Raw genomic sequence first — 17,825 nt, 5'->3', positions numbered from 1 at the left:
ATCACTCCTTGCCGAGGACGGTGAGCACACCGCCCTCGTCACGGTCCAGCGCACGGGAGATGATCATGCGCTGGATCTGGTTGGTTCCTTCGAAGATCTGCATGACCTTGGCCTCGCGCATATAGCGCTCCACCGGGAAGTCGCGGGTGTATCCGTACCCCCCGAGGACCTGCACGGCGTCCGTGGTCACCTTCATGGCGTTGTCCGTGGCCACGAGTTTGGCGATCGACGCCTCCCGTGTGAAGGGCAGGCCGAGATCCTTCAACCGGGCGGCGGACAGCGCGGTGGCCCGCGCCGACTCGATCGCGGCGCCCATGTCGGCGAGCACGAACGCCAGTCCCTGGTGCTCGATGATCGGCTTGCCGAAGGTCTCCCGCTCCCGCGCGTAGCGCACCGCGTGGTCGAGGGCCCCCTGGGCGAGGCCGGTGGCGACGGCCGAGATGCCCAGCCGGCCGCAGTCGAGGGAGGCTAGCGCGATCTTCAGCCCCTGCCCCTCCTGCCCGATCCGGCGCTCGACGGGCACCCGGACGTTCTCCAGCCGCATGGTCGCGGTCGCCGAGCCCGTCAGGCCCATCTTCCGCTCCGGCGGGTCGGCGCTGAGTCCCGGGGTGCCGGCCGGAATCAGGAAGCAGGAGATGCCGTGCGCCCGGTCGTCGGAGGTGCGGGCCATGACCGTGTAGAAGTCGGCGTAACCGCCGTGCGTGGTCCAGGCCTTGGTGCCGTTGAGTACATAGTCGTCGCCGTCGCGGACCGCGCGGGTGAGCATGGCCGCCGGGTCGGAGCCGGCGTGCGGCTCGGACAGGCAGTACGCGCCGAGCAGCTCACCGCCCAGCATGTCCGGCAGCCACCTGCGCCGCTGCTCCTCGGTGCCGAAGCGGGCCAGCGGGAAGCAGGACAGGGCGTGCACGGAGATGCCCACGGCGACGCTCGACCAGACCGCGGCGACCTCCTCCAGCACCTGGAGGTAGACCCCGTACGGCTGGTCCGCCCCGCCGTCCTCCTCGGCGAAGGGCAGCCCGAGCAGGCCGCTGCGCCCGAGGGTGCGGAAGACGTCCCGGGGGAACGTCCCGTCCGCCTCCGCGTCGGCGACCCGGGGTGCGAGTTCCTTGGCGGCGAGGGTGCGCGTGAGCTGGATGAGCTCGACGGCTTCCTCGGTCGGCAGGGCACGAGTGGCAGGCATGGTGACCTCCACGTAGGAGTACCGGTGAGTACTGGAAGTGATACTGGAGTGCGTACCAGCGTATCATTCACAGTACGGCACGCGGGTGGCGCCCGGCATCCGGCCACGGTCGGAAAGTGTCCGCTTCAGGAGGAGACGGCGTGCACGATGAGCGACGCGAGCTGTTCGTAGGCCTGCGCGTCGGTCAGCCCGGTGCGGGTCTTGAGCTCGCCCTGCTGGATCTGGCGCATGGTCGCGGCGGCGACCTCGCCGACGAACGCCGTGTGCACCTCGCGAAAGGCGCCGTCCGAGACGCCTTCGGCGATCAGCCGGCGCACCCGCTCCGCGGCCATCCGCGTGTTGGCCTCGTACACCTCGCGGGCCGGCGGGAAGTCCGCCACGTCGTCGAGGAACCGGCGGGAGAGCGGGCGCAGTTGTTCGGCCACGGCGGTCAGGTACACGCGGACGCGGTCCGAGGGGTCGACGGTCTGCGCCACCCGCTTCTCGACCGCCTCGGTGGCCCCGCGGAAGTAGTGCTTGACCGCCTCCACGACCAGCCCCTGCTTGCTGCGGGCAAGCTGGTACAGGGTCGTCTTGGAGCAGCGCAGCCGCTCGGCGAGGTCGTCCAGGGTGAGGTCCGAGAACCCCTCCGCCGTCAGCAGCGCGACGAGGCGTTCCAGCAGGTCGGCCTGTCTGGCGGTACGGCGGTTGGACGGCATGATCTCAGCGTAGCCTCCCCCCTTGCTCCCGGGCCCCCGCCGCGGAGCGCCCGGCCGGCGGTGCGCGGCGTCCGGCCGGGAGCGCTGGTCCTCGGTCAGTTCACGGTCGACGGCGACGGTTTCACCTCCCGTCGCGCCACCGACGACGCCCCGGTCAGGGCTTCTCCCGGGCGGCGAAGGCGGCCGACGGGACCGGCGATGTGCCCCGAACGCACCGAAGCCGCCTTCTCGATGACGAGAAAGCGGCTTCCGACCTGCCGTGAAGCTGGTCGGGACGACAGGATTTGAACCTGCGACCCCTTGACCCCCAGTCAAGTGCGCTACCAAGCTGCGCCACGTCCCGGTGCGCTTCGCACGGTGTTCGCCGTGTGATCGCGCGAACAGCACTTTACCCCACGCCGGGCGGTGCGCCGTAGAGGGCCCGGTCGCGGGACAATCGCCGTATGGACCGTTTGGACAGCACAGGAGGTACGAGCGGCGGCCGGCCCGCCGGTCCCCGGGACCGGGACGGCGAGGGGCGGGCGCGCAACGCCCGGCCGCGGGACGGACTCGGCCGGCCCCTGCCGTACGGCACGCCCGGTGTGGAGCGGCAGCCCGAGGGCGTCGTCCGCACCCCCGAGGCGACCGTCACCGAGGCGCAGGCCCTGCTGGACGCCGGGAAGCCGTTCCACGCGCACGAGGTCTTCGAGGACGCCTGGAAGGCGGGCCCGGAGTCCGAGCGCACCCTGTGGCGCGGGCTCGCGCAGCTCGCGGTGGGTCTGACGCACGCCGCCCGGGGGAACCTCACGGGCGGGGCGCGGCTGCTGCGGCGCGGGGCAGGTGCGGTGCGGGAGTGGGCGGCAGGCGCGGGGCAGGACCGGCCGTACGGGATGGATCTCGACGCTCTGGCCGACTGGGCGCGGGAGCTGGCGGACACCGTCGAGCGCACCGGCGCCGCCGTGGACGCGAGGGCGCGGGCGCCCCGGCTGTGCTGACCCGGCCCGGTCACTGTCAGTGGCGTACGGCAGACTCGTGGCGTGCGAAAGATTCATGTCATCGGTATCGGCGCGGGCGACCCCGACCAGCTGACCCTCCAGGCGGTGCGGGCGCTGCGCAGCACGGACGTGTTCTTCGTCCTGGACAAGGGCGAGGTGAAGAGCGACCTGACGCGGTTGCGCCACGACATGCTCGACACGCACCTGCCGGACGGCGGCTACCGGGTGGTCGAGGCGCGGGACCCGGAGCGGGACCGCCGGGCCGGCGGCGCGGCCTACTCCCCCGCCGTCGGCGACTGGCGCAGCGCCCGCGCCGGGATCTACGAGCGGCTGATCACCGAGGAACTCGGCGCGGACCAGAGCGGCGCGTTCCTGGTCTGGGGCGACCCGGCGCTCTACGACAGCACGCTGGCCATCCTCCAGGAGGTGCTGGCCCGGGGCGCGGTGACCTTCGAGTACGACGTCGTCCCCGGCATCAGCAGCGTCTCGGCGCTCGTCGCCCGGCACCGCACGGGCCTGAACCGGGTGGCGCGTCCGGTGCAGATCACGACGGGCCGGCGGCTCGCCGAGGGCTTTCCCGAGGGGGTGGACGACGTGGTGGTGATGCTGGACGCCCACCAGACCTTCCGGCAGTACGCCGAGGAGGACGTCGACATCTACTGGGGCGCCTACATAGGGACCCCGGACGAGATCCTCGTCAGCGGTCCGATCGCCGAGGCCGGCCCCCGCATCGAGCGGCTGCGCGCCGAGGCACGCGCACGCAAGGGCTGGATCATGGACACCTATCTGCTGCGCCGCGATCCGGGGCGGGAGTAACCTCCCCCGGGCGGCCCGTCACCGCGTGCGCGGCGGGGGCGCCGGTGTGATCGTGACCTCGTGACGCTCACCGAGGAAGTCGCTCCGGCCGCGGCCCAGCCGCCCGTCCACAACCTCCCGGGACAGAACACCTAGCGCAGCAGGAGTTGGAGGCCGCCCACCACGGTCGCCGCGATCACCAGTCGCTCGAAGAGCCGCTGGTCGATACGGGGCACGGCCCACTTGCCGAGCAGCGCGCCGGGGACGACGAACGCGACGAGTGCCGCGTCCAGGAGGAGGGATTCCCCGTCGATGAGTCCGAGGCTCGCGCTGAACGGCACCTTCGAGACGTTGACGATCAGGAAGAAGAAGGCGGAGGTGCCGAGGAAGCCGAGTTTGCGGAAGCCGGCCGAGAGCAGGTACATCGACATCACCGGCCCGCCGGCGTTGGCGACCATGGTGGTGAAGCCGCCGAGGACGCCGTAGGAGCGGGCCTTGACGCGGCCGGACCGGGTGGCCACGGCGTCGGGTTCGCCCTGGGCGTCGGCCGTGCGGCGGCGCCACACCGTGACCCCCGCCATCAGCAGCAGGATCGCGCCGATCGAGGTGCGCACCATGCCGTCGTCGGCCCACACCAGGAACACCGTCCCGAAGACCACGCCGGCCGCGACCGCCGGGAACAGCCGCCACAGGGTGGGCCAGTGGGCGTGCCGCCGGTAGGTGAGGACGGCGAGGACGTCGCCTGCGATCAGGATCGGCAGCAGGACGCCGGTGGAGGCGCGGGCGGGCAGGATCGCCGCGAAGATCGCGAGGCTGACCGTGTTGGCCCCGCTGACGGCCGTCTTGGAGAAGCCGACGAGCAGGGCCGCGAGGGCCAGCGCCGCGAACTCCCAGCCGGTGATGTGCCACAGGTTCATCGTGTTCATGCGGAGACCGATGGTACGCACACCTACCGGACGGCCCGAAGGCGTCTCGCCTGGTGGCCGTTCCCGCCCCGCCGGCCCCTCGCCCGGCGGCCCCGGCCGACGGCGTCGGCGCCGCTCAGTGCCTCCCGGCGCCACTCATGCCGCTCAGTGCCGCTCCACCAGTACCGCGCTGCCCTGTCCGACGCCCACGCACATCGTGGCCAGTCCGCGCTCCGCTCCCGTACGCCGCATGCGGTGCACAAGAGTGGTGAGGATGCGGGCGCCCGAGCCGCCGAGCGGGTGGCCGAGGGCGATCGCGCCGCCGCTGGGGTTGACCCGGCCGGGGTCGATGCCGAGCTGGTCGACGCAGGCGAGCACCTGGGCGGCGAACGCCTCGTTGAACTCGGCCTCCTCGACGTCGTCGACACTCCAGCCGGCCCGGGCGAGCACCTTGCGGGTGGCGGGGACCGGGCCGATGCCCATCACGTCGGGGTGGACGCCGGCGGAGGCGCCGGCGACATAACGGCCCAGGGACTCCAGCCCCAGTTCGTTCAGCGCCTCCTCGCTGACGAGGAGGAGGCCCGCGGCGCCGTCGTTCATGGGTGAGGCGTTGCCCGCGGTGACCGTGCCGCCCTCCCGGAACACGGGCTTCAGCTTCGCGAGCTTCTCCGGCGAGGTGTCCTCGCGGATGCCCTCGTCGGCGTCGACGACCACGCCGTCCGGGCGCCGTACGGGCAGGAGTTCGTCGTCGAAGCGACCGTCCTTGCGGGCCTGCGCCGCCAGTCGGTGGCTGCGCAGGGCGAACGCGTCCTGGCGCTCGCGCGTGATGCCGTACCGGGTGGCGACCTCCTCGGCGGTCTCTCCCATGGCGAGCAGGCCGTGCAGGTCCTTCATGGCGGGGTTGACCAGGCGCCAGCCGAGCCGGGTGTCGACGGTCTCGACGCGGTGCGGGAGGGCCTCGTCGGGGCGGGCCAGGACGAAGGGGGCGCGGCTCATGGACTCGGAGCCGCCGGCCAGCACGATGTCGGCCTCGCCCGCGGCGATCGTGCGGGCCGCGGTCGTGACGGCCTCGAGCCCGGAGGCGCACAGCCGGTTCACCGTGGCGCCGGGCACGGTCTCGGGGAGGCCGGCGAGCAGGGCGGCCATCCGGGCGACGTTGCGGTTGTCCTCGCCCGCCTGGTTGGCGGCGCCCCAGTAGACGTCGTCGATGCGGGCCGGGTCGAGGGCGGGCACCTCGGCGACCAGGCCGCGGATGACGGTGGCGGCGAGGTCGTCGGGCCGTACGCAGGACAGGGCTCCGCGCAGTCTGCCGACGGGGGTGCGGCGGGCGGCCGCGAAGTGGACGGGACGCACGTCAGGACTCCTTGATTAGCACTGCTAGTTTTTCGACTGTAGACCCCGGCCCGGCCCCCTGGGAAGATCCCCGGAAGCCTTCACCGACGCAAGCGGAGGAGCGATGACCGAACACGTCCTCACCGGGACCCGCGGCACGATCGTCGTACACGAGTGGTCAGCTCCGCGGCCCCGCCGGCTCGTCCTCGTGGTGCACGGCTACGGCGAGCACGCCGGCCGCTACGGGGAACTCGCCGGCGTCCTGACCGGGCACGGCGCGGCCGTCTTCGCCCCCGACCACATGGGGCACGGAAGGTCGGCGGGCGAGCGCGTGGTGATCGAGGACTTCGAGGACGTGGTCACGGACGTGCACGCCGTGGCGCGGCTCGCCCGGGCCGCGCACCCGGACCTCCCGCTGGTCGTGATCGGGCACTCCATGGGCGGCCTGATCGCGGCCCGGTACGCCCAGCGGTACGGCGGCACACTCGCCGCGCTCGTGCTGTCCGGCCCGGTGATCGGCGGCTGGGAGCTGCCCGGCCGGCTGCTGGCGCACGAGCGGATCCCCGACCTCCCCGTCTCGCCCGCCGCCCTCTCCCGCGACCCCGCGGTCGGCGCGGCCTACGCGGCGGACGAGCTGGTCTGGCACGGGCCGATGAAGCGGCCGACGCTGGAGGCGTTCGTACGGACCCTGGAAAAAGTGGCCGAGGGCGGCGACATCGGCCCGCTGCCCCTGCTGTGGCTGCACGGGGACGACGACCGGCTGGTCCCGCTGCCCGGCAGCCGGACCGGCGTCGAGCGGCTGAGCGGCGGCGCGCCGACCGAGCGGATCTACCCGGGGGCCCGGCACGAGGTCTTCCACGAGACGAACCGCGCCGAGGTGTTCGCGGACGTGACGCGCTTCCTGGACGGTGTGCCCGCATCCTGAATCGGAACGCAGATGCGGCTGTTTGCGGTGGTGTGACCGGGGCACCCGCGCCGGCATGGAGTGGTTGCGCAGTGCCGCCTGTGTGGGCGAGGACCCTGAGCTGTTCTTCCCCGTGGGCACGAGCGGACCCGCCCTGCGCGACACCGCGGCGGCCAAACGCGTCTGCGCCCGCTGCACGGTGCGCGCCGAGTGCCTGTCGTACGCGTGCGCGATCGGACGGACGTCGGGCGTGTGGGGCGGGACCGGCGAGGAGGAACGCGCGGAACTGCTCCGTACCGCCAGACACGACGCGACGACGAGGAGCACCGCATGACTGTCGTGAAGAGCCCCCTGCCCGAACCGGCCCGCCAGGTCACCTTCGACGCGTTGCAGACCACCCTCGTGGATCTTCTCGGCCTCTCCCTGATCGGGAAGCAGGCGCACTGGAACATCGTGGGGCCCCGGTTCCGCTCGATCCACCTCCAGCTAGACGAGGTGGTCTCGACGGCCCGTTCGTACGCCGACACGGTCGCGGAGCGCGCGGCGGCGCTGGGCCTGCCGCCCGACGGCCGCCCGGAGACGATCGCCTCGGCGTTCACCCTGCCCTCCCCCAAGGACGGCTGGCTGCGCGACGAGGACGTCGTCCAGGTGATCGCGCAGACGCTGGGGGCGGCCATCGCACGGCTGCGGGAGCGGATCACGACGACCGAGCAGGCGGATCCGGTCACCCAGGACCTGCTCATCGGCATCACCGCCGAGCTGGAGAAGCAGCGGTGGATGTTCGAGGCGGAGAACTGGCCGCGCGAGCACTGATCCACCGAGCGAGCGCAAGGAGGGAGCGGAACACCCGTCATGACCGACGCACTCGAACTCGACGCGCTGTGGGAGGACTTCCACCGCGCGGTGAACATGACCTCGCAGGAACTGGCCGCCTGGCTGCGGGTGCGGGACGCCGACGAGAACGCCGAGCCCCTGCCCGAGGAGGCGGGAACCCCCACCGGGCAGCATGTGCTGGCGATCCTCCAGAAGCGGCGCACCGACCTGACCGACGACGACGTCCGCGTGATGTACCGGGTCGTGGACACGGTCGCCGCGCAGGCGGACCCGGAGAACGAGCCCGCGGCCGAGGACACCCGCGCACGCCGGCGTCTGATGACGATCGGCCACGATCCGCTGAGGCCCTGAGGCCCTGAGGCCCTGAGGCCCCGCGCGGGCCCCCGGGCCTCAGCCGGTGAGCCGGGAGAGCGCCGCCGACACCAGCGTGCGCACTCCCGGCACCAGCACGGACAGGTCCGGCGCGAACAGCGGGCTGTGGTTTCCCGGCACGCCCGCGAACTTCTCCCGCAGCTCCTCCCCCGGCGCCGCCTCCCACACGGGTGCCGGGGTGGAGCTCACGTACCAGTAGTCGTAGGGCACGCCCGCCGGGGCGAGCAGGGAGAAGTCCTCGCTGCCCAGCGCCTGCCCGAAGTCGAACACCGTCTGCTCGCCGAAGAGTTCACGGTGCACGGCGGCGATCTCCCCGTCCAGGGCCGCGTCGTTGACGGTGTTCGGGCAGCCCGCGTGGACCGTGACCCCGGGCGGGACCGGGCACCCCGCGGCGGCGCACTCCCCCTCGACGACCCGCCGGATCGCGGCGAGGACCCGCTCGCGCGTCCGGGTGTCCCGGGTGCGCACGTTCAGCGCGAGCCGGGCCTCGGCGGGGATGATGTTGGCACTCGTACCGGCGTGGAAACTCCCCACCGTCAGCACCACCGACTCGCTCGCCGCCACCTCGCGGGCGACCACGGTCTGGAGCCTGGTGACGATGTACGCGGCCGTGACGACCGGGTCGACCGTCGACTCGGGCCGCGAACCGTGCCCGCCGACGCCGTGCACGACGACGTCGACGTCGTCCGAGGCCGACAGCGTCAGGCCGGGGGTGTGCGGGTAGAACCCGGCGAGCCCAGGCGCCACGTGCTGGCCGAACAGCACGTCCGGGCGCGGGAAGCGGGCGTGGATCCCGTCGGCGACCATCGCCCGGGCGCCGCCCCCGGCCTCCTCCGCGGGCTGCCCGACCACGACGAGCGTCCCGGACCAGGTCTCGCGGGCGGCGGCGAGCGCCTCGGCGGCGGCCGCCAGCCAGGTGACGTGCAGGTCGTGGCCACAGGCGTGCATCAGCCCGTCGACGGTCGAGGCGTACGGCAGACCGGTCGCCTCCCGCACGGGCAGCGCGTCCATGTCGCCGCGCAGCCACACCACCGGCCCGTCACCGTTGGCGAGCACCCCGACGACACCGGTGCGGGCCACCCCTTCCGTCACCTCGTACCCGGCCTCGCGCAGCCGCCGGGCCAGCTTCCCGGCGGTGCGGTGTTCCCGGAAGGACAGCTCGGGGTGGCGGTGCAGATCCTGGTAGAAGCCCGCCAGCCGGCCGGGTTCGAGTCCCGAGGTGATCTCGCGGGTCAGGCGGGCGACAACGGCCGGTTCGGTCATACAGCGCAGCCTAGGACCCGTCGGTGACCGTCCGCCCGCTCCGGCGCCTGCCGTCCGTGAGGTCAGAGGTCCAGCAGGCGGGTGACGGTGCGCAGTACCCCGTTGTCGTTGTTGGAGGGCGCGAGGTGGCGGGCCCGGCGGACGACCTCCGGGTGGGCGTTGGCCATGGCGAACGACCAGTCGGCGGCGTCCAGCATCTCCAGGTCGTTGAGATAGTCGCCGAACACCATGGTCTGCGCCGGTGTGATGCCCAGCTCGCGCTGGAGGGCGCGCAGCGCGGCGCCCTTGTTGGCGGCGCGGTTCATGACGTCGACCCAGTGCTCGCCGGAGACGACGACCTGGTGGGTCCGCGCGAAGGGAACGAGAGCCGGTGCGGTGGTCCTCTCGGCGGACCCGAAGTCGAAGAGGGCGACCTTGATGATGTCGTCGTCGACGGCGGTGACGTCCTCGACGACCCGGTGCCGCACGTAGTACCGGCCCACCTCGGCCAGGAACGCCTCGTCGGCCCGCTCGACGTAGGCGGACCGCTTCCCGCACACGACGGCGCCCACGTCGACGCCGTCGGAGGTGAGCCCGCGCACGGCCTCCATCACCCGCGCGACCACTCCCGGCGCCAGCGGATCGGAGCTCAGTTCCTCTCCGTCGCGCACCACATAGGTGCCGTTCTCCGCTATGAACACCATGCCGTCGGCGACCTCGGCGAACTCCGCGGCCAGGGTGGCGTACTGGCGTCCGCTCGCCGGGGTGAACAGCACCCCGCGCTCCCGCAGCCGCGCCAGCGTCTCCCAGAGGCCCTCGGGCACCTTCTTGTCGTCGTCGAGCAGCGTGCCGTCCATGTCGGTGACGACCAGCCGGATGTCGACGGGACCCGCCGGGGACGCGGACGCGGTCGGGCGGGGGGCGTGCGAGTAGGGCATGGCCTGCTTCCTGTACGGGATCACCGGATTTTCACCCTACCGGGGACAACGGTGATCATCCGGCGGCACAATGGCGGACGCAGGCCCGTGACACGGGCAGGACGTGAGAAGGGGCTCTCGGGTGAGCGGGTCGGCACGGCTGGACACCAGCGTCGCGCACAACGCGCGGGTGTGGAACTACTGGATCGGCGGCAAGGACAACTACGAGGTCGACCAGAGGGTCGGCGAGCATGTCGCCGGGATGTTCCCGCTCATCCGGGAGATCGCGCGCGCGGACCGCTGGTTCCTGGGGCAGGCGGTGCGGTTCCTCGCCGAGGAGCGCGGAGTGCGGCAGTTCCTCGACATCGGCACCGGACTGCCGACGGCCGACAACACCCACGAGATCGCGCAGCGCGTCGCGCCCGAGTCGCGGATCGTGTACGTCGACAACGACCCGATCGTGCTGGCGCACGCCCGTACGCTGCTGACCGGCACCGCCGCGGGCGTCACCGACTACATCGACGCCGATGTGCACGACCCGGCCCAGATCCTCGAACGCGCTTCGGGCACCCTGGACTTCGGCCGCCCGGTCGCGGTGATGATGCTGGGCATCCTGAACTTCGTCCTGGACTTCGAGGCGGCGCGGGACATCGTCCGCAAGGTCATGGCCGACATCCCGTCCGGCAGCTTCCTGGTGCTGACGCACCCCACCCACGACAGCGAGGTGGGCGGTGAGGGCCAGATCCCGGCGATGAAGTTCTGGAACGAGAACGCCACCCCGCCGATCACCGCGCGCGGCGGCAAGGAGATCGCCGCGTTCTTCGAGGGCCTGGAGCTGCTGGAGCCGGGCCTGGTGTCCTGCTCGCGCTGGCGCGGCGAGGCGGACTTGCTCGCGGTGGTGCCGCAGTACGGCGCGGTGGCCGTGAAACCCTGACGGACGTACGGCACGCAACGGACGCAGCGACCGTGGAGGACGTATGACCACCCATGCCGATCCCGTCCCCGGCGGGCGTCCCGGAGAGGTCGAGCGGGCCGGCGCGCTCGCCGGCGAGTTGTCGGCGAGAGGCGTGCACGGGATCGTCCTGGCCTATGTCGACACGGCGGGCGTCGGCCGGGTGAAGACGATCCCCACGGCCGGGCTGGCCTCGGCGGCGGCCTGGGGTGTCGGGATGTCGCCGGTGTTCGACACGTTCCTGGCGAACGACCACATCGTCGCGACCGACGTGCTGGGCTCCCCGGACGGCGACCTGCGTCTGTACCCGGACCTCGAACGGCTCGTGGCCCTGGCCGGGCAGCCCGGCTGGGCCTGGGCGCCGGTCGACCGCGTCACCCAGGACGGGGAGCGGCACCCCGGCTGCTCCCGCACCTTTCTGCGCCGCGTCGTCGCACAGGCGGCCCGCGAGCACGGGATCGTCTTCAAGACGGCCATCGAGATCGAATGGGCGGTCGGCCTGGACTCGGCGCCCGCGGGGGAGTTCGTCCCGGCGGCCACGGGACCGGCGTACGGCGCGACCCGGCAGATCGAGCTGAGCGAGTACACCGTCGAGCTGCTGGCCGCGTGCGCGGCGCAGGGCGTGGACGTCGACCAGATCCATCCGGAGTACGCGCCCGGCCAGTTCGAGATCTCGGTGGGCGCGCTCGACCCGGTGGCGGCGGCCGACCGCAGCGTCCTCGTCCGCCAGACGATCCGCGCGCTGGCCCGGCGTCACGGCCTGCGGGTGTCCTTCTCCCCCGCCGTCGTGGCGGAGGGCGTCGGCAACGGCGGGCACGTCCATCTCTCCGCCTGGCGGGACGGCACGAACCTGCACACGGGCGGAGTGCGGCGGCACGGCATGACGGCCGAAGCGGAGGCGTTCGCGGCCGGAGTGCTGGCCCGGCTACCGGCCCTCACGGCGGTGACCGCGCCCAGCCCGGCGAGCCATCTGCGCCTCAAACCGTCCCAGTGGGCAGGGGTGTTCACCGCCTGGGGCCTGGAGACCCGCGAGTGCGCGCTGCGTCTGGTGCGCGGTACGGCGGGCCACCGCGCGGAGCAGGCGAATCTGGAGGTCAAGCCGGTCGACCTGGCCGCCAACCCGTACCTCGCCCTCGGCTGCCTGATCGCCGCCGGGCTGGCCGGGCTCGCGTCGGGCGCCGTCCTGCCCGAGGAGAGCGACGGGGACCCGGCCCGGCTCGACGCCGGGGAGGCCGCCGCCCGGGGCGTGCGCCGGCTGCCGACCTCGCTCGCCGAGGCCCTCGCCGAGTTCCGCCGGGACGAGGTGCTGCGGACGGCGCTCGGCCCGGTCCTCGCCGACGCGGTGAGCGCCGTACGGCAGGGCGAGATCGACGCCGTCGACGGCCTCGACGACGAGCGGGTGGCCGCGGCCTACCGCTGGAAGTACTGACATGGCCGGCGGACCGGTCCACGAGGCCCTCGCCGAGCTGGAGCTGGTGGACCACCACTGCCACGGCGTCGTCGTCGACCCCCTGGACCGGCCGGGCTTCGAGGCCTTGCTCACCGAGGGCGAGCGGTGGCCCGGCCACTCGGCCTTCGACACGCCCGCCGGGGTGGCCGTACGCCGCCACTGCGCGCCGCTGCTCGACCTGGAGCGGCACGCCCCGGCCGACGTCTACCTGGACCGGCGCGCCGAACTGGGTCCGCGGGAGGTGAACCGGCGCTTCCTCGCCGCCGCCCGGACCGGCGTGTTCTGCGTCGACACCGGGTTCGCCCCGCACCGCGTCACCACGCCCGCCGAGCTGGCCGCGGCGGCCGCGGCCGGCGGTCCGGCGGCCGCCCACGAGGTCGTCCGGCTGGAGTCCGTCGCGGAGGCCGTCGCCTCCCGGGGTGTCGAGGCCGACGGGTACGCCGACACGTTCCGGGCGGCCGCCCTGGACGCGGTGCGGCGGCCGGGGGTGGTGGCGGTCAAGTCGGTGGCCGCCTACCGGACCGGCTTCGGCCTCGACCCGGCCCGGCCCCCGGACGCCGAGGTCACCCGGGCCGCCCGGCGCTGGCTGGCGGACGGCGGACGGCTGGCGGACCCGGTGCTGGTCCGGCACCTGCTGTGGACGGCCGTCGACCTGGGGCTCCCCCTCCAACTGCACACCGGCTTCGGCGACAACGACATCCGGCTGCACCGGGTGGACCCGAGCCTTCTCACGGAGTGGCTGCACCTGACGGCGGGCACCATCCCGGTCCTGCTGCTGCACTGCTGGCCCTACCAGCGCCAGGCCGCCTATCTGGCCGCGGTGTTCGAGCAGGTCTACCTGGATGTGGGGCTCACCCTGCATCATGTGGGTCCCCCGCGAGCGCGGGCGGTCCTGGAGGAGGCGCTGGAGATCACACCGTTCCGCAAACTGCTGTACAGCTCCGACGCCTATGGTGTTCCGGAGTTCTACCGGCTCGGCGCGCTGGCGTTCCGCCGGGGCCTCGGGGATCTGCTCCAGGACCGGGTGGACGCCGACGAACTGGGCCTTCCCGACGCGCTGCGCCTGGCACGCTGGGCCGGAGCGGACAACGCCCGCCGGGTCTACCGGCTTCCCGACGGACACTGAAAGTATGATCGAACAATGTCTGACTTGACCGAAACCACGCCGGGTTGGCTGGCCTCCGACGAGCTCGAGATGGCACGCGCCCGTATGCCGATCCTGTACGTCGAGGCCGTGCCCGTGCGCGTCGACGACAGCGGCGAAGTCACCAGCGTCGGCCTGCTGCTGCGGATGGGACCGGACGGCAATGTCAGCCGGAACCTGGTCTCCGGGCGGGTCCTGCACCACGAGCGCGTCCGGGACGCCCTGCTGCGCCACCTGGAGAAGGACCTCGGTCCGGTGGCGCTGCCCCGGGTGCCGACCTCGCTCCAGCCGTTCACGGTGGCCGAGTACTTCCCCACGCAGGGCGTCACGCCGTACCACGATCCCCGTCAGCACGCGGTGTCGCTGGCCTACATCGTGCCCGTGACCGGTGACTGCCGTCCCCGGCAGGACGCGCTGGACCTGGTGTGGTTCAGCCCGCAGGAGGCCGCGTCGCTCGCGGTGCAGAGCGAGATGTCGGGCGGGCACGGGTTCCTGCTGCGGCAGGCGCTGGCCCACGTCGGCCTCTCGGCCTCCTGAGCGTGATCCCCGCACCGGCCGGCCGTCGCGCCCTGGTGGGCGCCGCCCGCAGCCGCCCCTGCACCCTCGTGGTGTGCAGGGGCTGCTGCTGCGGCGACGCCGGCAAACACCCCGGCTACGACCACGCCTGGCAGCTGGAGCGGCTGCGGGCGGCCGCCGCCGACTCCGCCGGCGCCTTCGAGGTCCGCACGACCGACTGCCTGGGCCCCTGCGACCAGGCCAACGTGATCGTCGTCCAGCCCTCGGCCGGCGGACGCCGGGCCGGCGGCCGGGCCACCTGGGTCGGCTTCGCCATGGACGACGACTGCACGGACGAGATCCTGACCTGGGCGGCGGCGGGCGGCCCAGGGGTAGCCGCGCCGCCCCTCACACTGGAGCTCCAGTTCATCAGCCCGCCGCGTGCGGAGCGGGTGCGCAGCCGCAGATGACTCGGGTGCGCGCCAACCACCCTTGTGAACAAGGCGGTTGGGGCTCCCGGAGCCTTCTGCCGTAGGTTGGCCCGATGGGGGCGACAGCACAGCGGCGGTCCGAGGAACACGAGGTCGTCCGAGGGGGCGGGGCGGCGCGCTCGTCGGTGCTGATGGCGCTGGGCACGATCGTGTCCCGGGCGACCGGGCTGATCCGCCAGGTCCTGCAGGCCGCCGCCCTGGGCACCGGCCTGCTGGCCAGTACGTACAACACCGCGAACACGGTGCCGACCAGCCTCTACACCCTGCTGATCGGCGGCGCGCTGAACGCCGTGCTGGTGCCGCAGCTGGTGCGGGCGCGGGCGACCCATCCGGACGGCGGGCGGGCCTACGAGCAGCGGCTCGTCACCCTGGTCGTGTCCGTCCTCGCCGTGGGCACCGCGCTGGCGGTGTGGGCGGCCCCGCAGATCGTCTCGGTGTACATGCGCGACACCCCGGACAACCACGAGGCGTACCGGCTCACCGTGGTCTTCGCCCGGTTCCTGCTGCCGCAGATCTTCTTCTACGGCCTGTTCAACATCTACGGACAAGTGCTCAACGCCCGCGAGCGGTTCGGCGCGATGATGTGGACGCCGGTCCTCAACAACATCGTGCTGCTGGGCATGTTCGGCGCCTACCTCGGCCTGATGACCGTGCCGAGGCAGGTCGCGGACATCACCGACGCCCAGGTCCGGCTGCTGGGCGTCGGGACGACCGCCGGCATCGCGGTGCAGGCCCTCGCGCTGGTCCCGTTCGCGCGGGCCGCCGGGTTCCGCTTCCGCCCGCGGTTCGACTGGCGCGGCTCCGGTCTGGGTTCCGGTGTGCACGCCGCCAAGTGGACCCTGCTGCTCGTCCTGACGAACCTCGTCTCGCTGACCGTGGTGACCAACTACGCCACCACGGTCGACCAGAGGCTGCCGGAGGCCGGCGCGGGCTACACGGCGTACTCGTACGCGCAGACCATCTGGATGCTGCCGCAGTCGGTGGTCACCGTCTCCCTGGTGACCGCGCTGCTGCCGCGGATGAGCCGCGCCGTGGCCCAGGGGCGGATCGCGGACGTACGCGCCGATCTGTCGCGCGGGCTGCGGGTGAGCGGGGTCGTCATCGTCCCGGCCGCGTTCCTGTTCCTGGCCCTCGGTCCGCGGATCGCCACCCTGCTGTTCGCGCACGGCGCGGCCGACGCGGCCTCCGCGCAGCCGCTCGGCCACATGCTCCAGGCGTTCGGACTCGGTCTGATCCCGTTCTCCGCGCAGTACCTCCTCCTGCGCGGCTTCTACGCCTTCGAGGACACCCGCACGCCGTTCCTCATGGCGCTCTGGATCGCGGTGGTGAACATCGTCCTGGCCACCGGCTGCCATCTGCTGCTGCCCGACCGCTGGGCGGTGACCGGCATGGCCGGGGCCTGCACCCTGTCCTATCTGGCGGGGCTGGCCCTCACCGCACGCCGGCTGCGCGGCCGGACCGGCGGCCGCCTGGACGACGGCGCGCTGCGGCGCACGTACACCAAGCTGCTGGTGGCGGCGGCCCTCGCCGCCGCCGCGGGCCGGGCTGCCGACGCCGCGTGCGCGGACGCGCTGGGCGGCGGCACCGTGTCGACCGCGACCGCCCTCGCGGCCGGCTCCCTCACCCTCGTCCTGGTCTATCTCGGTGTGGCCCGGCTGACGAAGGTGGACGAGCTGCGGAGGCTGCGGCGACCGTAGGATCGCCCGCCTCGGTGAGCAGGCCGGCCAGCGTGGCACGGGCGCGGGCCACCCGCGAGCGGACGGTGCCGACCGGGCAGTCGATCGCCTCGGCCGCCTCCGCGTAGGGCAGCCCCAGCAGCTGGGTCAGGACGAACGCCTCCCGCCGGTCCCTTGGCAGCGCGGCCAGCAGATCCAGCAGGACGACACCGTCGTCGAAGCCGGGCAGTCCGCGCGGCTGGGCCAGTTCGACGGCCGCCTGCCAGTCCGCGCGGTCCGACAGGCGCGGCCGGGCGGCGGCGGACCGGAAGCTGTCCATCACCGCCCGGCGCGCGATGGACAGCAGCCACGCCCGCGCCGAGGAGCGTCCCTCGAACCGGTGCAGGCCGCTCAGGGCCCGCAGGAACGTGTCCTGCGCCAGATCGTCCGCCGCCTGCGGGTCGGCGCTCAGATGGGCCACGTAGCGCAGGACGTCGTGGTGCAGGGCGCGCACCAACCCCTCGACGGCCGCCGCGTCCCCGCCCCGCGCGGCCAGCGCCAGCGCGGTCGTCGACTCGTCGGCGGGTGCCGCCTTGCCGCCCCGCTTCGCGCGTCCCGCGCCGCGCGGTGTGCGGTGCCTCTCGGCCTTGGCGGAGTCGTGGAGTGTGCGGTGCTTGTCGGCCTTGCCGTGCCCTGCGGTCATGGCGCCTCATCCTGGCAGCGGGGCCGCGCGGCGTCACTCGGGGTCGGGTGAATCCACAGCCAGTCCGGCCGACTCACAGCACGGCACAGCGCGGACACGGCACGGCACGGCGCGGACACGACACCACGTCCCGGCGCGTCTTTCGGAATCTCGCGCGCCGACCGCGTGGAAAACACCGAAGGCCGCTTCCACACGTTCGTGGAAACGACCTTCCGACCTGCGATGAAGCTGGTCGGGACGACAGGATTTGAACCTGCGACCCCTTGACCCCCAGTCAAGTGCGCTACCAAGCTGCGCCACGTCCCGTTGCCCGTCTGACCTGGGGTTTCCCCTGGCCGAACACGCATGGAAACCATACCGCACTCGGGTCGATGGTCGCGCACCCGTTTCCCGCGCCCCGGCCGCCGGGCACCGTCAGTCCCCCGGGGCCGACCCCAGCTCCGGGTACGCCTCGAGCAGTCGCGGCGGGGCCGCCTGGCGCCAGGAGTCGGCGAGGATGTCCCGCAGCTCGTCCTCGTCCTCCAGGGCGGCGAGGCGGGCCCGCACCCAGGCGAACTGGGCCTCGTGGCCGGCGATCCAGAACTTCCCCGGCTCGGCGAGCACGAGTTCGTCGCGCTCCTCCTTGGGGCAGCGCACGGCGAGGGAGGTCTCCTCCTCGGGCAGCGTGGCGAACATCTTCCCCGCGACCCGGAAGGTGGGCATGCTCCAGGAGATCTTCTCCGTGGTGTCCGGCAGGGACAGGGCGATACGGCGTACGTCTTCGGCGTCCGGCATGCTCCGCA

The 17,825-nt window shown here is 73.1% G+C and carries 20 protein-coding genes and 2 tRNA genes; 12 read left to right on the top strand and 10 right to left on the bottom strand.

Going from position 1 to position 17,825, the window contains the following annotated elements:
• Position 1: 1 nt before the first annotated feature.
• The 3 genes from QQM72_RS06165 to QQM72_RS06155 form a co-directional block, all read right to left on the bottom strand.
• On the bottom strand, positions 2 to 1,180 hold the full coding sequence (locus QQM72_RS06165; RefSeq protein WP_314219751.1) for an acyl-CoA dehydrogenase family protein: 1,179 nt from the start codon (positions 1,178 to 1,180) through the stop codon (positions 2 to 4).
• A 125-nt stretch (positions 1,181 to 1,305) separates the two neighbouring features.
• Positions 1,306 to 1,878: a TetR/AcrR family transcriptional regulator gene (locus QQM72_RS06160; RefSeq protein ID WP_314219750.1), complete on the bottom strand. Its 573-nt coding sequence runs from the start codon at positions 1,876 to 1,878 to the stop codon at positions 1,306 to 1,308.
• Between the two features lie 266 nt (positions 1,879 to 2,144).
• Positions 2,145 to 2,221: transfer RNA gene (locus QQM72_RS06155), tRNA-Pro, on the bottom strand.
• A gap of 100 nt (positions 2,222 to 2,321) precedes the next feature.
• Here QQM72_RS06155 and QQM72_RS06150 point away from each other — a divergent pair.
• Together QQM72_RS06150 and cobF are read left to right on the top strand one after the other, a co-directional pair.
• Positions 2,322 to 2,852, top strand: coding sequence for a DUF309 domain-containing protein (locus QQM72_RS06150; RefSeq protein WP_314219749.1), 531 nt, complete (start codon positions 2,322 to 2,324; stop codon positions 2,850 to 2,852).
• Between the two features lie 42 nt (positions 2,853 to 2,894).
• Positions 2,895 to 3,668 carry a precorrin-6A synthase (deacetylating) gene (gene cobF, locus QQM72_RS06145; RefSeq protein WP_314219748.1) on the top strand — a complete coding sequence of 258 codons (774 nt, stop codon included), beginning with the start codon at positions 2,895 to 2,897 and terminating at the stop codon, positions 3,666 to 3,668.
• Positions 3,669 to 3,799: 131 nt separating this feature from the next.
• Here the strand turns inward: cobF and QQM72_RS06140 are convergent, their stop codons facing one another.
• Complete coding sequence (locus tag QQM72_RS06140; RefSeq protein WP_314219747.1) at positions 3,800 to 4,573, bottom strand: sulfite exporter TauE/SafE family protein; 774 nt, start codon at positions 4,571 to 4,573, stop codon at positions 3,800 to 3,802.
• Between the two features lie 144 nt (positions 4,574 to 4,717).
• Positions 4,718 to 5,905, bottom strand: a complete 1,188-nt coding sequence (locus tag QQM72_RS06135; protein WP_314219746.1) for a thiolase family protein — start codon at positions 5,903 to 5,905, stop codon at positions 4,718 to 4,720.
• 103 nt (positions 5,906 to 6,008) lie between these two features.
• On the opposite strand from QQM72_RS06135, the gene QQM72_RS06130 reads away from it, so the two are divergent.
• Genes QQM72_RS06130 through QQM72_RS06115 form a run of 4 tightly spaced genes read left to right on the top strand, consistent with a single transcriptional unit; the run spans position 6,009 to position 7,973 of the window.
• On the top strand, positions 6,009 to 6,809 hold the full coding sequence (locus QQM72_RS06130; protein ID WP_314219745.1) for an alpha/beta hydrolase: 801 nt from the start codon (positions 6,009 to 6,011) through the stop codon (positions 6,807 to 6,809).
• 55 nt (positions 6,810 to 6,864) lie between these two features.
• On the top strand, positions 6,865 to 7,122 hold the full coding sequence (locus tag QQM72_RS06125; RefSeq protein WP_314219744.1) for a WhiB family transcriptional regulator: 258 nt from the start codon (positions 6,865 to 6,867) through the stop codon (positions 7,120 to 7,122).
• Positions 7,119 to 7,601 (top strand): Dps family protein, encoded by a 483-nt coding sequence (locus QQM72_RS06120; protein ID WP_314219743.1) that lies wholly within the window; start codon positions 7,119 to 7,121, stop codon positions 7,599 to 7,601. The genes QQM72_RS06125 and QQM72_RS06120 overlap by 4 nt, the downstream gene beginning before the upstream one ends.
• A gap of 39 nt (positions 7,602 to 7,640) precedes the next feature.
• Positions 7,641 to 7,973 carry a DUF3140 domain-containing protein gene (locus tag QQM72_RS06115; protein WP_314219742.1) on the top strand — a complete coding sequence of 111 codons (333 nt, stop codon included), beginning with the start codon at positions 7,641 to 7,643 and terminating at the stop codon, positions 7,971 to 7,973.
• A 39-nt stretch (positions 7,974 to 8,012) separates the two neighbouring features.
• On the opposite strand, the gene QQM72_RS06110 is transcribed toward QQM72_RS06115, so the two are convergent.
• Both QQM72_RS06110 and QQM72_RS06105 read right to left on the bottom strand, forming a co-directional pair.
• Positions 8,013 to 9,257 carry an amidohydrolase gene (locus tag QQM72_RS06110; protein WP_314219741.1) on the bottom strand — a complete coding sequence of 415 codons (1,245 nt, stop codon included), beginning with the start codon at positions 9,255 to 9,257 and terminating at the stop codon, positions 8,013 to 8,015.
• 62 nt (positions 9,258 to 9,319) lie between these two features.
• A complete protein-coding gene (locus tag QQM72_RS06105; protein ID WP_314219740.1) occupies positions 9,320 to 10,174 on the bottom strand; it encodes a Cof-type HAD-IIB family hydrolase in 855 nt (284 codons plus the stop codon).
• Positions 10,175 to 10,295: 121 nt separating this feature from the next.
• Between QQM72_RS06105 and QQM72_RS06100 the strand changes: the two genes are divergently transcribed.
• The 6 genes from QQM72_RS06100 (at position 10,296) to murJ (ending at position 16,382) form a co-directional block, all read left to right on the top strand.
• Positions 10,296 to 11,087, top strand: coding sequence for an SAM-dependent methyltransferase (locus QQM72_RS06100; protein ID WP_314219739.1), 792 nt, complete (start codon positions 10,296 to 10,298; stop codon positions 11,085 to 11,087).
• A gap of 43 nt (positions 11,088 to 11,130) precedes the next feature.
• Positions 11,131 to 12,534, top strand: coding sequence for a glutamine synthetase family protein (locus tag QQM72_RS06095; RefSeq protein ID WP_314219738.1), 1,404 nt, complete (start codon positions 11,131 to 11,133; stop codon positions 12,532 to 12,534).
• Between the two features lies 1 nt (position 12,535).
• Positions 12,536 to 13,681, top strand: coding sequence for an amidohydrolase family protein (locus tag QQM72_RS06090; RefSeq protein WP_314219737.1), 1,146 nt, complete (start codon positions 12,536 to 12,538; stop codon positions 13,679 to 13,681).
• A 15-nt stretch (positions 13,682 to 13,696) separates the two neighbouring features.
• Positions 13,697 to 14,236, top strand: a complete 540-nt coding sequence (locus QQM72_RS06085; protein WP_314219736.1) for an NUDIX hydrolase family protein — start codon at positions 13,697 to 13,699, stop codon at positions 14,234 to 14,236.
• 2 nt (positions 14,237 to 14,238) lie between these two features.
• Positions 14,239 to 14,664, top strand: coding sequence for a (2Fe-2S) ferredoxin domain-containing protein (locus QQM72_RS06080; protein ID WP_314219735.1), 426 nt, complete (start codon positions 14,239 to 14,241; stop codon positions 14,662 to 14,664).
• Positions 14,665 to 14,738: 74 nt separating this feature from the next.
• The gene (gene murJ / locus QQM72_RS06075; protein WP_399076134.1) at positions 14,739 to 16,382 is read left to right on the top strand and encodes a murein biosynthesis integral membrane protein MurJ; all 1,644 of its coding nucleotides are present in this window, start codon (positions 14,739 to 14,741) and stop codon (positions 16,380 to 16,382) included.
• On the opposite strand, the gene QQM72_RS06070 is transcribed toward murJ, so the two are convergent.
• The 3 genes from QQM72_RS06070 to QQM72_RS06060 all read right to left on the bottom strand — a co-directional run bounded on the left by QQM72_RS06070 (position 16,306) and on the right by QQM72_RS06060 (position 17,817).
• Positions 16,306 to 17,043, bottom strand: a complete 738-nt coding sequence (locus QQM72_RS06070) for a sigma-70 family RNA polymerase sigma factor (protein WP_314219734.1) — start codon at positions 17,041 to 17,043, stop codon at positions 16,306 to 16,308. The genes murJ and QQM72_RS06070 overlap by 77 nt on opposite strands.
• 229 nt (positions 17,044 to 17,272) lie before the next feature.
• A tRNA-Pro gene (locus QQM72_RS06065) sits at positions 17,273 to 17,349 on the bottom strand.
• 108 nt (positions 17,350 to 17,457) lie between these two features.
• Positions 17,458 to 17,817 carry an MmcQ/YjbR family DNA-binding protein gene (locus QQM72_RS06060; RefSeq protein ID WP_314219733.1) on the bottom strand — a complete coding sequence of 120 codons (360 nt, stop codon included), beginning with the start codon at positions 17,815 to 17,817 and terminating at the stop codon, positions 17,458 to 17,460.
• Positions 17,818 to 17,825: the final 8 nt, after the last annotated feature.

Source organism: Streptomyces zaehneri, assembly GCF_032248645.1.
Classification (GTDB): Bacteria; Actinomycetota; Actinomycetes; order Streptomycetales; family Streptomycetaceae; genus Streptomyces; species Streptomyces coriariae.
This window is presented reverse-complemented; position numbering and strand designations above follow the sequence as displayed.